The sequence below is a fragment of the Micromonospora sp. KC207 genome (assembly GCF_004348615.1).
Classification (GTDB): domain Bacteria; phylum Actinomycetota; class Actinomycetes; order Mycobacteriales; family Micromonosporaceae; genus Micromonospora.
In genome coordinates, this window is record NZ_SMKJ01000184.1 from 1 (window position 1) to 14,319 (window position 14,319).

The 14,319-nt window shown below is 73.8% G+C and carries 13 protein-coding genes; 3 read left to right on the forward strand and 10 right to left on the reverse strand.

The genetic code is table 11. The features are described 5' to 3' along the window. The 6 genes from E1258_RS21425 to E1258_RS21450 all read right to left on the reverse strand — a co-directional run. On the reverse strand, nt 1-172 hold a 172-nt coding region (locus tag E1258_RS21425; protein ID WP_132404190.1), incomplete at its 3' end, for a WhiB family transcriptional regulator. A 472-nt stretch (nt 173-644) separates the two neighbouring features. Then, entirely contained in the window at nt 645-998 is a 354-nt protein-coding gene (locus tag E1258_RS21430; RefSeq protein ID WP_132404193.1) for a phospholipase, read from the reverse strand. Nucleotides 999-1,016: 18 nt separating this feature from the next. Continuing rightward, nucleotides 1,017-2,411, reverse strand: a complete 1,395-nt coding sequence (locus E1258_RS21435) for a DUF4331 domain-containing protein (RefSeq protein ID WP_132404196.1) — start codon at nt 2,409-2,411, stop codon at nt 1,017-1,019. A gap of 95 nt (nt 2,412-2,506) precedes the next feature. Further along, the gene (locus E1258_RS21440) at nt 2,507-2,782 is read right to left on the reverse strand and encodes a hypothetical protein (protein ID WP_132404199.1); all 276 of its coding nucleotides are present in this window, start codon (nt 2,780-2,782) and stop codon (nt 2,507-2,509) included. A gap of 154 nt (nt 2,783-2,936) precedes the next feature. Further along, a complete protein-coding gene (locus E1258_RS21445; RefSeq protein ID WP_132404202.1) occupies nt 2,937-5,543 on the reverse strand; it encodes a bifunctional FO biosynthesis protein CofGH in 2,607 nt (868 codons plus the stop codon). A gap of 187 nt (nt 5,544-5,730) precedes the next feature. Next, the gene (locus tag E1258_RS21450; RefSeq protein WP_132404205.1) at nt 5,731-6,570 is read right to left on the reverse strand and encodes a hypothetical protein; all 840 of its coding nucleotides are present in this window, start codon (nt 6,568-6,570) and stop codon (nt 5,731-5,733) included. A gap of 100 nt (nt 6,571-6,670) precedes the next feature. Between E1258_RS21450 and cofD the strand changes: the two genes are divergently transcribed. Continuing rightward, nucleotides 6,671-7,624, forward strand: a complete 954-nt coding sequence (cofD, locus tag E1258_RS21455; protein WP_132404208.1) for a 2-phospho-L-lactate transferase — start codon at nt 6,671-6,673, stop codon at nt 7,622-7,624. Then, entirely contained in the window at nt 7,621-8,709 is a 1,089-nt protein-coding gene (locus E1258_RS21460) for a coenzyme F420-0:L-glutamate ligase (RefSeq protein WP_132404211.1), read from the forward strand. The genes cofD and E1258_RS21460 overlap by 4 nt, the downstream gene beginning before the upstream one ends. Nucleotides 8,710-8,758: 49 nt before the next feature. Here E1258_RS21460 and E1258_RS21465 read toward each other — a convergent pair whose 3' ends face one another. Beyond that, on the reverse strand, nt 8,759-9,763 hold the full coding sequence (locus E1258_RS21465; RefSeq protein ID WP_132404214.1) for a helix-turn-helix transcriptional regulator: 1,005 nt from the start codon (nt 9,761-9,763) through the stop codon (nt 8,759-8,761). A 278-nt stretch (nt 9,764-10,041) separates the two neighbouring features. Next, nucleotides 10,042-11,076: a hypothetical protein gene (locus E1258_RS21470; protein ID WP_132404217.1), complete on the reverse strand. Its 1,035-nt coding sequence runs from the start codon at nt 11,074-11,076 to the stop codon at nt 10,042-10,044. Nucleotides 11,077-11,118: 42 nt separating this feature from the next. Between E1258_RS21470 and E1258_RS21475 the strand changes: the two genes are divergently transcribed. Beyond that, nucleotides 11,119-11,724 carry an NUDIX hydrolase gene (locus tag E1258_RS21475; RefSeq protein WP_207919660.1) on the forward strand — a complete coding sequence of 202 codons (606 nt, stop codon included), beginning with the start codon at nt 11,119-11,121 and terminating at the stop codon, nt 11,722-11,724. Nucleotides 11,725-11,811: 87 nt separating this feature from the next. Here the strand turns inward: E1258_RS21475 and E1258_RS21480 are convergent, their stop codons facing one another. Further along, complete coding sequence (locus E1258_RS21480) at nt 11,812-12,903, reverse strand: mannose-1-phosphate guanylyltransferase (RefSeq protein ID WP_132404220.1); 1,092 nt, start codon at nt 12,901-12,903, stop codon at nt 11,812-11,814. A gap of 55 nt (nt 12,904-12,958) precedes the next feature. Further along, the gene (locus E1258_RS21485) at nt 12,959-14,104 is read right to left on the reverse strand and encodes a glycosyltransferase family 1 protein (protein WP_007074713.1); all 1,146 of its coding nucleotides are present in this window, start codon (nt 14,102-14,104) and stop codon (nt 12,959-12,961) included. Between the last annotated feature and the right edge of the window lie 215 nt (nt 14,105-14,319).

Consider the following 14,319-nt stretch of genomic DNA (forward strand, 5'->3'; position numbering starts at 1 on the left):
ATTCCAGGCATTCGGTCTTGACCTCGCACCGCGAGCAGATCCGCTTCGCCTCGCGGGTCGAGCCGCCCTTCTCGGGGAAGAACGCCTCCGGATCGGTCTGGGAGCAGAGTGCCTGCTCCTGCCACTCCGGCGCGTTCCCGAGCAGGTCGGCCACCTCAAGCTGGCCGTCCATCTAAAGATGCCTCCTTGTCGCGCACCGGCGTCATCGCCGCTGCAACCCCCCACGCGAAAGGCGTGCCTGTCCGCCCGGTCCCCATTTGTCACGTTCCGTGCGAACAACCCCATTCAAATTACACGCGTGTAATGCGTGCGCCGTCAAGCCGAACTTGATAATGGAGTCGCCCTCCCGACACGCCGCAGACGACCACAGCGGCCGTCCGACCTCGCAACCTGCCCTATCGATTCAGACCCCGGACGAGTAACGCCCTCCTCGGCGAGTTGCGCGAGTTTTCTGCCGCGGCGGCCCACCGACCGGCTCCCCCGAACCCGACGGAGCACCCCCGGCGGTGGAACCCACCGCGATGCTGATCTTGGTGGGGCACAGGTTAACGCGACTGGAGCGAGACTGCCCATCCCGCCCGAAACGCCGACAGCGCCCCGTCCACATAATGGACGGGGCGCAGCGGTCAGATCTGAGCCGTGGGTCAGTTCGCTACCGGAGGCGCGCTGGTGGGCCAGGTGAACTCCGCGACCACTCCCCCGGTCACGGCCACCGTACCGGCGGGTGTGTCATCGTCCCACCAGACGGTATAGAGCCCTGCGGAAAGATCGGGGTAGACGGCACTGTGGAAGGTGCCGTCCTGGACGATGCGCTCGCGGACCGCGACGTGGGTGCGCGCGGCGCCCTCCCGGTCGGCCCGACTGATCTCGATCTCCCGACCGTGCAGCTCCCGTCCGGTGTAGATGATCAGGGCGCCTGAGTCGCCGCCCAGGTCGAGGACGACGGTGCCGGTCTCCGTCGGCCCGTACGCGTGGTGGTGATGAGGGTGCTCGTGCATCGGCTCACTCCGTCCGGGTCAGGATGACGCCGGCGGGTTGTTGAACCCGTCGTATGGCGTACCGAGGAAGGGAAAGTTCCGCAGGAACGGGGCGGTCACGTCGGCGGCGCTCAGCCCCGGGGTGACCGCGCCGGCCGCCGCGTCCGGGGTGAACCCCTTGTCCACCAGCGGCACGGTGACCCCGGCGATGGCGCGCAGCGCGATGCTGACCACGTCGTCGGCGACCCGCCGCCCGTTCGGGAACCCGGCCAGGTCGCCGCCGAGCACGCCGAACCGGTCGGGCTTGCCGCTCGGCCGGATCGCCGTGTTCAGCCGCAGCATGTCCGCCTGGACGTCGCCGGTGTTGTTGGAGAAGTCCTGGATCAGCCCGGCCGGGATGCCGGTGAGCAGGATCGCCAGCAGGTCCGCCCGGGCCTTCTTGGTCTTGTTCAGCGCGTCCAGCTTGGGGAAGACGCCCGGGTAGAGCACCGGGAGCAGGGCGGCCAGCTCCGGCTGCTCGACGAACTTCGCGAACCGCTTGTCCTCCGTGGGCGGCAGCGTGTTCCACTCGTCCTTCTTGGACATCGGCACGATGACCTCGTTGAACAACGGGTTGCCGAGCCGCGACACCTGCACGAACGGGCCGGTCGCGGTGTCCTTTGCCGAGCCGTTGCCGAGCACCCGCGCCTGCTGGCGCGAAGCCGAGGTCCACACGCCGATGACCGAGGCCCGGTCGTGCGTGCCGTACCGGTTGGCCTTGCGGCGCACCCGGCTCAGCGGGACCTGCACGGCGAGGCTGTGCACGTTCATCCGGTCGGTGGCGTTGACCGGCTCCCCCTCGGCCTTGAACAGCTTCTTGCCGGCCACGTGCAACTGCTGGAAGGGCCGCAGGGTGCCCAGGTCGAAGATCGCCCCCAGGTCGACGAAGAAGCCGTCGGCCCGCTGGCCGGCGAACACCTTCTCCCCGGTCGACAGGCTGAACGTGGCCTGCCGGGCCAGCGCCGCGTAGTTGGGGGTGGACAGCGGCCCGACGTTGCACGGCGGGCAGGCCAGCTTGTTGGCCAGCCGGTGCTCCTTGCCGTCGGCGATGCGGGTCAGCGAGTAGAACTGCTTGCGGTTCCAGTTCTTGCTGTCCAGCGACTCGATCGGGCCGGTGTTGTAGAGAAAGCTGTTCGGATTCGTGATCTCGGTGGTGAATTCGAACCGGTAGGTGACGTCCGGCTTGCCGTCACCGTCGTTGTCGATATGGATCTCGTACCGCACGTCGTCGCCGAACTCGAAGAAGTTCGGGCCGCCGGAGGGGAGCTGCAACGGCACGTAGTTGGCGATCAGCGTGACCGTGTCGGGCCGGTCGGGGCTCACGAACGCGTACAGGTCGGAGCTGTCGGCGACCGGATCTTTCGCGATCTCCGGAGCCTCGCGGTGGGAAGACATGGCGGACCAACCTCACTGGGCAGCAAGCGATCAGGGCAAGAGTGGAGGGGGCCGGCGCGCCGAGGGCCTGCGCCGGAGAACGGGACCGGGCCGGGTCAGCGCTTGCCGGCGGCGCGCCGCAGCCGGTCCGCCAGGCCGCGGTCGCGTACCTCGATCCGGGACGTGCCGACGAAGACGTCCAGCGTCTCGCTGCCACGCAGGTGCACGACGATGGGCTCGTCCTTCTTCCCATCGGACGACGGGGAGTTCTGCGCCGCGGACAGTCCGGGGACGGCGAGCGCGGCGGCCCCGAGAGTGGCGCTCGCCGCGGCGGTCAACGTCTGCCGGCGGGTCAGTCGCGGCCATCGCCGCTTCCGCTGATCACTGGACATGGGCAACCTTTCCGGCGCGTGGCGCGTCCGCGCCCGCGGTGACGGGGGGCGGGGCCGGCCGACCGCCGGGCCCGCGGGGGCCGCCGGCCGCGGTTCTGGCCTCAACCGCCGCCGGCATGCAGTGGTACGGCTCCGATGCCGGAAAGGTTCGACGCTACGGCCGAACGTGACCGTAGGCCGTCGTCCTCTTGCGCGCCGGTCGCCCGGCCCGCGCCGCGATGGCCCGCAACTGCTCCTCGGTACGCGCCGAGCCGTTGCCCGAGCCGGCCATCCGGGAGATCGTCTCCTCCATCAGGGTGCCGCCCAGGTCGTTGCAGCCCCCGTTCAGCATCGCCGCCGTCCCGGCGTCGCCGAGTTTCACCCAGGAACACTGGATGTTGTCGATCCGGCCGTGCAGCAGCAGCCGGGCCATCGCGTGCACCGCCCGGTTCTCCCGCCACGTCGGGCCGGGCCGGGCGATGCCGGCCAGGTAGATCGGGGCGTTGGTGTGCACGAACGGCAGCGCCACGAACTCGGTGAACCCGCCGGTGCGGTCCTGCACCCCGGCCAGCACCCGGAAGTGGGCCAGCCACTGCCCCGGGTGGTCGACGTGACCGTACATCATGGTGGAGCTGGACCGGATGCCCAGCTCGTGGGCCGTCGAGACCACCTCGACCCAGGCGGCGGCCGGCAGCTTGCCCTTGGTGAGCACCCAGCGCACCTCGTCGTCGAGGATCTCGGCGGCGGTGCCCGGGATGGTGTCCAGACCGGCGTCACGCAGCCCGATCAGCCACTCCTTCACCGGCACCCCGGCCTTCGCCGCCGCCGTGACGATCTCCATCGGCGAGAACGCGTGCACGTGCATCCCCGGCACCCGCGCCTTGATCGCCCGGATCAGGTCCGCGTACCCGGTCACCGGCAGCTTCGGATCGATGCCGCCCTGGAGGCAGACCTCGGTCGCGCCGGCCGCCCATGCCTCCTCGGCCCGGTCGGCCACCTGGTCGACGGAGAGCCGGTACGCGTCGGCGTCGCGCTCGCGCTGGGCGAACGCGCAGAACCGGCAGCCCACGTAGCAGACGTTGCTGAAGTTGATGTTGCGGTTGACCACGTAGGTGATGTCGTCGCCGACGGTGTCCCGGCGCACGTCGTCGGCGATCCGGCACAGCACGTCCAGCGCCGGGCCGTCGGCGGCGAACAGGGCGAGCGCGGCGGCGGTGTGCCGGGGGTCGACCAGCGCCGCCGGGTCGTCGGCGGCCAGCCGCAGCCCGGCACGCAGGTCCGCGTCGCCGGAGCCGGCGGTCGCCGCTGTGGCCCCGGTCGTGGCCCCGATCCCGATCTCGGCCCCGGTGCCGGTTCCGCCCGGCCGCCCCGTGTCGGGCTGCGCCGCTCCCGCGAGGCTCGCGTCGGCCTGCGCGGCCACCTCGGACCAGTCGCCGTAGACGCTGTCGAAGTCGCCGCGCCGGTCGGCGGTGCGGCCGGCGGTGTCGATGGTGGCGTGCAGATCCGTCCGCCCACCGCCGAACACCTCCTCCGGCTCCTGCCAGGGGCGGCCCACCGGGCGGGCCGCCTCGACCGCGAGCCCGGTCGCCGGGTCGGCCAGCGCGGACACGTGCGGCAGCAGGCGCGGGTCCAGCCACGGGTCGCCGGCGCGGACGTACTCGGGGTAGACCGTCAGCCGCTCGCGCAGCGTGAAGCCGGCCTCTGCCGTACGCCGGGCCAACTCGTCGAGCTGCGGCCAGGGGCGCTCCGGGTTCACGTGGTCCGGGGTCACCGGCGAGACGCCGCCCCAATCGTCGATGCCGGCGCGCAGCAGCAGGTCGTACTCGCCGGCGATCAGGTTCGGCGGGGCCTGGATGCGGGCCCCGGGCCCGAGCAGCACCCGGGCCACCGCCACGGTGGCGGCCAGGTCGTGCAGCTCCGCGTCGGGCATGCCGCGCATCGCCGTGTCCGGCTTGGCGCGGAAGTTCTGCACGATCACCTCCTGGAGGTGGCCGTACGCGCGCTGGGCGCGACGGATCGCGAAGATCGCGTCAACCCGCTCGGCCCGGGTCTCACCGATGCCGATCAGGATGCCGGTGGTGAACGGCACCCCGACCCGGCCGGCGTCGTCGAGCACTCGCAGCCGCACCGCCGGCTCCTTGTCCGGCGAGCCGTGGTGCGGGCCGCCCGGCTCCGACCACAGCCGCGTCGCGGTGGTCTCCAGCATCATGCCCATGCTGGGGGCGACGGGCTTGAGCCGCTGGAGCTCCGACCAGGAGAGCACCCCGGGGTTGAGGTGGGGCAGCAGGCCGGTTTCCTCCAGCACCGCCACCGCGCAGGCGCGCAGGTAGTCGAGGGTGGAGTCGTAGCCGCGCGCGTCCAGCCACTCCCGGGCGGCCGGCCAGCGCTGCTCGGGCCGGTCACCGAGGGTGAACAGCGCCTCCTTGCAACCCTGGGCCGCGCCGGCCCGGGCGATGGCCAGCACCTCGTCGCGGTCGAGGAAGGCGGCCGGCAGCCGGTGCGGAACCGTGGCGAAGGTGCAGTAGTGGCAGCGGTCCCGGCAGAGCCGTGTCAGTGGGACGAAGACCTTCTTGGAGAACGTCACCACGCCGGGGCGACCGGCGTCGCGCAGGCCGGCGTCGCGGATGTCGCCGGCGACGCGGAGCAGCTCGTCGAGGGCGGCACCCCGGGCGGCGAGCAGGGCTGCGGCCTCGTCGACGTCCAGCGCGAGCCCGGAGGCGGCCCGGCGCAGCGCCCGCTCGATGCTGGCCGCGGTGGGGCCGGGCTCAGTGCGATCAACCATTCGCCCAGCCTATGCGCCGCGCCACCGACCCCAATACCCCAGTCAAACCGGCACACGCTCGACGAACGGGGCGCCCGCGCCTGGGCAGAGCCGCACCGGGCGGGCTCGGCGCCCGTCGGCGGGCGGATGCCGCACCGGGCGGGCCCCGGCCGCCGGGGCGACGGGGGCCCGCCCGGTGGGCGGCGGTTCAGTCCTCGCGCGGGAAGCGCTGGGTGCGGTCGGCGTCGGCATCCCGCTCACCGGCGGGCCCGCCCGGCTCGCCGGGCTGGCGCGGGATGGCCTGGGTCGGGTCGGCCGACGGTGGCTGCCCGTACGGGCCGGGCTGGCCGGCGTACGGGCCGGGCTGGCCGGCGTACGGGCCGGGCTGGCCGGCGGTGGGGTAACCGGCCTGCGGGCCGGCGGACGGCCAGGCGCCCTGTTGCCCCGGGCCCCAGCCCTGCGGGCCGGGCTGGCCCGGGTGAGCGGGCTGCTGCGGCCAGCCGGGCTGCGGCTGGCCGTACATCCCGGGGGCCGGCTTGGGCTTGGGGGTGAAGTAGAGGGTGCGCCAGACCCGGAAGACGACGAACGCGCCGGACACGAAGATCGCCAGCCAGGCGGCCCGGATCAGCAGGCCGAGGAACGCGTCGAGCACCTCGACCTTGGCCAGCCGGTCGACCGTCCAGATCAGCAGGGTGAGCGCGGCGAGGAAAGCGCCGAAGGCGTACTCGCCCAGCGCCACCTGGGTGATCAGCTTCGCCCGCTGCGCCACGGGGGCGACGTGCGTGGCGAGCAGCACGGCCAGCACCGGCAGCACGGCCGCCTCCAGCCCGGCGAACGAGAAGAAGCCGCTGCCCGCCCGGCCGTAGAAGGTGCTGTACTCGGCGGGGGCGAGCAGCCGGATCAGGCCGACGAACAGGAAGACGGCGTTCGCACCGAGCAGCACGAGCGCGATCAGTTCGCGGAGCGGGTCGGTGAGTCGGCGGGCCGGGGTGGCGGTGTGGGACGCGGGCGCCGCGTCACCGGACGCGGGCTCGGCGGGGCTGGTCACGAGCTCCCCCTATTGGTCGGTAACGGGCGGTTGCCGACGTGAGCCTAGTCTCCCCGGGCACCGGCGACCCGGGCGCGGGGCGTGCGGGAGGATGGGCGGCATGCGCATCGTCGTACTGACCGGCGGCATCGGGGGCGCCCGGTTCCTGCTCGGTGTCCGGGCGTACGCCCGTGAGATGGGGGCCGAGGTGACCGCTGTGGTCAACGTCGGCGACGACCTCTACCTGCACGGCCTCAAGGTCTGCCCCGACCTGGACAGCGTCATGTACACCCTCGGCGGCGGCGCGGACCCGGAGCGGGGCTGGGGCCGGGTCGACGAGACGTGGGCGGTGAAGTCGGAGCTGGCCGCGTACGGCGCGGAGCCGACCTGGTTCGGGCTCGGCGACCGGGACGTCGCCACCCACCTGGTGCGCACCACGATGCTCAACGGCGGGTACCCGCTGTCGGCGGTCACCGAGGCGTTGGCGACGCGCTGGCAGCCCGGCGTACGGATGCTGCCGGCGACCGACGACCGGCTGGAGACGCACGTGGTGGTGAGCGACCCCGACGGCGGCGGCCAGCGGGCGATCCACTTCCAGGAGTGGTGGATCCGGCACCGCGCCGGCCTGCCCACCCACCGGTTCGTCTTCGTCGGCGCGGAGACGGCGAAGCCCGCCCCCGGCGTGCTCGACGCGATCGCCGCCGCCGACGTGGTGCTGGTCGCGCCCAGCAACCCGGTGGTGAGCATCGCCCCGGTGCTGGCCGTGCCGGGGCTGCGTGAGGCGCTCGCCGACGGGCCGGCCCCGGTGGTCGGGGTGTCGCCGATCATCGGCGGCGCGGCGGTGCGCGGGATGGCCGATCGTTGCCTGGCCGTGCTCGGCGTCGAGTGCAGCGCCGCCGGGGTGGGCGGCCTGTACGGCGGCCGGTCCTCCGGCGGGCTGCTGGACGGCTGGCTGGTGGCCCCCGAGGACGTCGGCGCGGTGGTGCCGGGCGTGCCGGTCCGGGCGGTCCCGCTGCTGATGACCGACGAGGCGGCGACGGCGGCGATGGTCCGGGCGGCGGTGGAGCTGGCATGAGGCTGGAGATCCTGCCGGTGCTGGGCATCGGCGACGTGACCGAGGGCGACGACCTGGCGGCGTTGATCGCGACCGCCGCGCCGTGGCTGCGCGACGGCGACGTGCTGGTGGTGACCAGCAAGATCGTCTCCAAGGCGGAGGGGCGGCTCGTGGACGTGCCGGCCGACGGGCCGGAGCGGCTGGCCGCCCGGGACGAGGTGCTGGCCGCCGAGACCGCCCGGGTGGTGGCCACCCGGGGTGCGACCCAGATCGTGCAGACCCACCACGGCTTCGTGATGGCCTCCGCCGGCATCGACGCCTCGAACGTGGACAAGACCCGGCTGGTGCTGCTTCCGCAGGACCCGGACGCCTCGGCGCGGGCCCTACGGACCGCGCTGCGCGAGCGCTACCGCCTGGACGTCGCGGTGATCGTCACCGACACGATGGGCCGGCCCTGGCGCAACGGCCTCACCGACGTGGCGCTCGGGGTGGCCGGGATGCCGGCGATCCGCGACCACCGGGGCGAGGTCGACCCCTACGGCAACGAGCTCCAGCTCACCCAGATGGCAATAGTGGACGAGCTGGCGGGCGCGGGCGAGCTGATCAAGGGCAAGTGCGACCAGGTCCCCGTCGCCGTGGTGCGCGGGTACCTCACCGCGACCGCCCCGGACGACGGCGTCGGCGCGCGGGCGCTGCTCCGGGACGCGGAGCTGGACCTGTTCTCGCTCGGCACGGCCGAGGCGCGGGCGGCCGGGCTGGCCGCCGCCGCGACGCTGCCCGACGCCCCGGGCGACGCCCCCGCCGACCCGGCGGCGGTGCGGCGGGCCATCGCCGTGGTGGCCGGCGTGGTCGCCCCCGGCACGGTGTTCACCCCCGTCACCGACGACGAGGTACGCGCCGCGCTGAGCGCCGCCGTGCCCGGCTGGCCGGAGCGGGCCACCGCCCTGGTGCTGGGTCACCCGCCGACCCCCGTCGACCCGGCCGGCCTGGTGCGCCTCGGCGCGGACCTGCAACGCCTGCGCACCGCCCTGGCTGCCGAGGGAGTCCCGTCGGCCCTGCTGCCGCCCCCGCCGGGCAGCACGGCCGGCGCCTGCCTGGCACTTTGAGGTCACTCCCGCCGGCTGACCGGTCCTCGAACCCGCGCTCCCGCCGGGGTCAGGCGTCGAGGATGGCGCGGCCCAGCGGGGTGAGGGTGTGCAGGACGGTGTTGCGGTCGCGGTGGCTGACCAGCAGGCCGGCGTTGCGCAGCACGGTCGCGTGCTGGCTCGCCGCCGCCGGGGAGATGCCCAGGCGGCGGGCCACCTCGCCGGTGGTGCAGCCGTCGTCGGTGACCTCCAGCACCGCCGCCCTGGTCCGGCCGAGCAGCGCGGCCAGCGCCTCCCGTCCGGCGCCGGCCTGGGCCGGCGCGCCGCCGTCGCCGGCCGCCGGGACCAGCCCGCCCAGCCGGTCCACCGGATAGACGAGCACCGGCGGCAGGGCCGGGTCGGCCAGCGCCACGGGGGTGCCGGCGCAGAAGAACGACGGCACCAGCAACAGGCCCCGCCCGTCCAGGTGCAGCTCCCGGGTCTCCGGGTAGCCGTGAACCTCCAGCACCCCCGACTCCCAGCGGGCGAGCGGGCGGAGGCTGGTGAGCAGCCCCTCGACACCCCCGTCGAGCAGGGCCCGGGCGCGCCGCATCCGATCCGACTCGATGGCCGCCTCGATGTGCGCCCAGTACGGGGTCAGCGCCAGCTCGCGGTACCGCTCCATCGAGTCGGTCAGGTGGCGCAGCACCTCGGGTTCGCCCCGGGCCAGCGCCGCCGCCGAGGAGGGCAGGGGGTGTTCCCCGGCCAACCGGGTGAGGTCCCGGTGCAGCAGGTGCACGGGCGTGTTCCGTACCGCCTCCAGCCCCGCAGCCAGCCCCTGAAGGCCCTCGTGCGGGGTGAGAAAGTCGGGAAAGTAGCCCCGCACCGGATTCAGCGCGAACAGCAGCCGCATCGGCTCCCCGCCGACCAGCCGGCGCAGTTCCCGGGAGACGCCCCGACGCCAGCCGGAGGTGAGCGGGTCGGCGCTGCGGACCTGGAGCATGTGCACGCTGAGGATCAGCTCCCAGAGCGGATCGGCGCCCGGGGCCACTCGGGTCCGGAGGACGTCGTCGGGCGAGAAATAGATCTTCAACATTGAAGCGCTCCCGTGCCGACGGGCAGAGGGTGTGCCCCGCCGACCGTTCGCACTGTACCTGCGCGGCAGTTATCTCCACTTTTAAGCGTGGGCTGAAAAACCTCGACGTCCCCGGGGGTTTTCGGCATGCTCTGGATTGCCCCGCAACGGACCGGCCGGTCGTCGGTGCCGGCCCGAGGCGCCGAGGCCGGGGAGGATCCGGCGGACGGGCGGCACCACGAGGGTCTGCGGCCCTTGCTCCGCAGAGGTGTCCCCGTCCGCTCACCCCGCGAGGGTGGTCAGCCGATCCAGAGCGCGACCCGGTGGTCCTCGTCCGTGACGTACCAGCAGCGGCCGTCGGCCTCGGCCAGCCCCTCGACGTGGTGGAACGGCGCCAGATCGGCAACGAGCTCGGCCGGGACCAGGTGCCCGGCCGCCTCTTCCAGCCGGAACCGGACGTGCCGCGAGGTCACGTCACCGCCCTGCGGGTGGTCGTCCAGCAGCACCGAGCCCTTGCCCAGCGCGTCGATCGAACCGACGATCGCCGCGTAGCCGCCATCGGGCAGCGACGCGACCGCGCGGAAGCCGGTGAGCGCGCCCGGCGGGGTCACGCCGGTCAGCGCGTACGCGCCGAGGGCCTGCGGCCAGGCCCCGCCGTCGAACATCTCGGGCACCCCCGCCACCTCGACGAGGATCGGCTCCCCATCGGTGGTGACCGGGAAACGCAGGCCGAGCAGTACGGTCCCGTGCGGGGTGAACGCCGCCGCCTCCACGTTGAGCGGCAGGTCGTCCTCGGCGAGCCGACCCACCCAGCCCTTCGCCCGGGCGACGCCCCGGGCCACCGTCTCGACGATGAACCGCTCCCGCACCCGCTGCCCCGGCGGCAGCGTGGCCAGCTCGGCATCGGCCAGCGCGTCGTTGACCGCCCGGTGCAGCCGGAACCGGTTGCGTACCACCTGCACCGGCAGTCGGCCGCCAACGGCGTCGTTCTCGCGGAACCGGGCCACGAACGCCCGGCGGGGACGCAGCGGGCCGCCCTTCGACCCGAAGTGGGAGCCGAAGACGTACACCCAGCCGTCGTGGTGGGCCAGTGCCTCGCCGTCCTCGGTGCGGCCGTTCTCGGCGCCCGCGTCGGCGTCGACGTGGTGCGCGGTCCACCCGCCGTCGTCGTGTTCGAGCAACAGGGCGAGGCACGCCTCGACCGGGCCCTCGTCGAGGACGGTCCAGAAGCCGCGCCGGGCCCCGTGGGCGGCGAGCAGGGTCGGCGAGCGCACCGGCAGCAGGTCGCTGGCCTCGTTGCCGGCGACGACGAACTCGACAAGTCGCATGGTCACCCGCATAGGGTGGCACCCGTGCCAAACCCAAGGAAGGGCCCGCTGTTAACGCATCCGGTAGAGCAGGGGCCCCCGCTCAACGCCCCCGTCCCCAGCTACGCGGCGCTGCACGGCGACGCGACCGCCGTACTCGAAGAATGGACGCCCACTGGCGCGGCGGCCGGCCGGGCCCGGGACCGCACCCTGGAGCTGCTGGCCGCCGGGCCGGCGGCCCTGGCCCGGGAACACCGGGCGGGTCACGTCACCGCCAGCGCGCTGGTCCTCGACCCGACCGGCGCACGGGTCCTGCTCTGCCTGCACGGCAAGTTCCGCAAGTGGGTGCAGCTCGGCGGGCACTGCGAGCCCGGCGACCGGACCCTGGCCGGTGCCGCGCTGCGCGAGGCGAGCGAGGAGTCGGGCATAGCCGGCCTGCTCGTCGACCCGGTCCCGATCGACGTGGACATCCACCCGGTCGGTTGCCAGGGCGGCTCGTTGCACTACGACGTCCGGTTCGCCGTCTTCGCACCGGTCGGCGCGACGGAACGGGTCAGCGACGAGTCCGAGGCGCTCGGCTGGTTCCCGCCGGACCGGCTGCCGGAGCCGCTGGCCGGCGGCACCGCCCAACTCGTCGCCCCGGCCCTGGCAGCCCTGCGCCGCCGCGCCGGCTGATTCGGCGGAATCCCGCGCCGGGCGGCGTCCACGGCCGCCGGCCGACCCGGTGCGGGCGGGCGGACCGGGGCCCGCCGCCCGCCGCAGTCAGATCAGGTTCTCCTCGCCGCGTTCCTTCAGCTCGTCGACCAGGGCCTTCACGTCCTGGGCACGGTCGCGGGGGCAGACCAGCACGGCGTCCGGGGTGTCGACCACGATCAGGTCGTGTACGCCGAGGGCGGCCACCAGCCGGCCGGACTGCGGCACCACGACCAGCCCGCTGGAGTCACGCAGCAGCACGCCCGGCTTGGCGTCGGCGCCGAGCACCACGTTGCCGGCCGCGTCGGCCGGCAGCACGTCGCCCAGGGTGTGGAAGTCACCGACGTCGTTCCAGCCGAAGTCACCGGGGACCGTGGCCACCCGCCCGGCGGTCGCCGCGCCCTCCATCACCGCGTAGTCGACGGAGATCTTCGGCAGCGTCGGCCAGACCGTGCCGAGGACGTCGTCCTGCTCGGCGGTGCCCCAGGCCGCGGCGATCGCGGTGATCCCGGCGTGCAGCGCCGGCTGCTGGCGGGCCAGCTCCGCCAGGAACACGTCGACCCGCCAGACGAACATGCTGGCGTTCCAGAGGTGGTGCCCCGAGCGCAGGTACGCCTCGGCGACCTCGGCGGCCGGCTTCTCCTTGAACTCCAGCACCGGCCGCAGCGGGTCGTCGGAGGTCGGGTCGCCGGTGTGCAGGTAGCCGTACCCGGTCTCGGCCCTGGTCGGGGTGATGCCCACTGTCATCAGCAGCCCCCGCTCCGCGCCGGCCACCGCCTGACGGACCGTGGCCCGCCAGGTGTCGGCGTCGCGAATCAGGTGGTCGGCGGCGAACGAGCCCATCACCGCGCCGGGCTCGCGCTGCGCGATCACCCCCGCGGCGAGGGCGATGGCCGCGCAGGAGTCCCGGGGCGAGGGCTCGACGAGGATGTTCTCCTCGGGCAGGCCGGCCAGTTGCCGCGCCACCGCCGCGACGTGCGCGGCTCCGGTGACCACCAGGGTGCGCTCCGGCGTGGTCAGCGGCGCCAACCGGCCCACTGTCGCCTGGAGCAGGGAGGCGGGAGTGCCGGTGAGCGGGTGGAGGAACTTGGGATGGCCCGCACGGGACAACGGCCACAACCTTGTGCCGCTGCCGCCCGCCGGGATGACGGCGTAGAGCATCAACACATCATGCCCGAACCAGCACGGTACGGACGCATCGTCACCCCGCGCGGCGTCAGGCGCGGGCCCGGCTCCATGCCGCGATGTGCACCTCGGCGCTGGACTCCCAGGTGAACTCCTTCGCCCGGTCGAAGCCGGCCTTGGCCAGCGACAGCCGGCGCTGCTCGTCGTCGAGCAAAGCGGCCAGGTCGGCGGCGATCTGCTCCGGGGCCTCGCTGGTGTACGCCACCGCGTCGCCACCGACCTCCGGCAGCGACAGCCGCGGCGTGGTCAGCACCGGGGCGGCGCACGCCATCGCCTCCAGGATCGGCAGGCCGAACCCCTCGCCGTACGACGGGTACGCGGCGACCAGCGCACCGCCGAGGAAGCCGGGAAGGTCGGCGTAGCGCAGGTAACCGGGGCGCAGCAGCCGAAGGTGCGACGGCACCTCGGCGACGGCCCGGTCGATGTCGTCGTCGTGCCCCTGGCCGCCCGCGATCACCAGGGCGGGCGGGTCCTTCCGCTCGGCGACCGCGAGCGCCCAGCCCCGGATCAGGTTCGGGACGTTCTTGCGCGGCTCCTTCGCGCCGAGGAAGGCGACGTAGCTGCTGTCACCCAGCCCCAGCCGCGCCCGGACCCGGGCCTTCTCCTCCTCGCCGGGAGCGTGGAAGGCCGCGTGGTCGACCCCGTGGTACGCGACGTCGATCCGCGTCGGGTCGGCGTCGAGCAGCCGGATCAGCTCGTCCCGGGTGGCCTTGCTGGGCACGATCACCCGGTCGGCCCGGCGCAGCGACGTCTTGATCGCGCTGCGGAAGAACGTGCGGCGGGACTTGTCGTAGTGCTCCGGCTCGGTGAAAAATGTCGCGTCGTGCACGGTCACCGTGACCGGACAACCCGCCCGCAACGGGCAGGTGTAGAAGGGCGAGTGCAGCACCTGCGCGCCGACCTGCTGGGCCAGCAGGGGCAGGCCGGTCTGCTCCCAGGCGAGCCGGGCCGGGCGGTGGGCAACCGCGGCGGGAGCGGCGACGATCTCCGCCCCGGGCAGCATCCGGGAATAGCGCTCCAGGTCAGTGCGCAGGCCGACCACGGCCAGGTCGACCCCTTGGCCGCACACCTTCCCGAGGGCACCGAGCAGGCCGTCGACGTATCGACCGACGCCGCCACGGTCGGCGGGGACACTCGTGGCGTCGATGAGTACGCGGGGCGGGCGACCGGCGGTCACGGGGCAACTCCTTGCAGTGGCGAATCTGTGGGGAACAACACTCCGGGCAAGCCTACGCCGGAGCCGGGCCCGGTCGCTGACTGCGACCCGACCGATCGCCGACTTGTCACTGCCGTTGGATACGGTCCGCAGCGGCGTATCGTTCGCGCCGATGGCCGACAACATTGCCCGGGTGTTCGCCGCCGCGATCGCGCCCGACCCCGCCCGACCCCTGC

Excerpts from the sequence above, each read along its gene's own strand:
- E1258_RS21435 (WP_132404196.1), bottom strand. The coding sequence starts at position 2,411 with ATGTCTTCCCACCGCGAGGCTCCGGAGATCGCGAAAGATCCGGTCGCC.
- E1258_RS21440 (WP_132404199.1), bottom strand. The coding sequence starts at position 2,782 with ATGTCCAGTGATCAGCGGAAGCGGCGATGGCCGCGACTGACCCGCCGG.
- E1258_RS21460 (WP_132404211.1), top strand. The coding sequence starts at position 7,621 with ATGAGGCTGGAGATCCTGCCGGTGCTGGGCATCGGCGACGTGACCGAG.
- E1258_RS21445 (WP_132404202.1), bottom strand. The coding sequence starts at position 5,543 with ATGGTTGATCGCACTGAGCCCGGCCCCACCGCGGCCAGCATCGAGCGG.
- E1258_RS21465 (WP_132404214.1), bottom strand. The coding sequence starts at position 9,763 with ATGTTGAAGATCTATTTCTCGCCCGACGACGTCCTCCGGACCCGAGTG.
- cofD (WP_132404208.1), top strand. The coding sequence starts at position 6,671 with ATGCGCATCGTCGTACTGACCGGCGGCATCGGGGGCGCCCGGTTCCTG.
- E1258_RS21430 (WP_132404193.1), bottom strand. The coding sequence starts at position 998 with ATGCACGAGCACCCTCATCACCACCACGCGTACGGGCCGACGGAGACC.
- E1258_RS21480 (WP_132404220.1), bottom strand. The coding sequence starts at position 12,903 with ATGCTCTACGCCGTCATCCCGGCGGGCGGCAGCGGCACAAGGTTGTGG.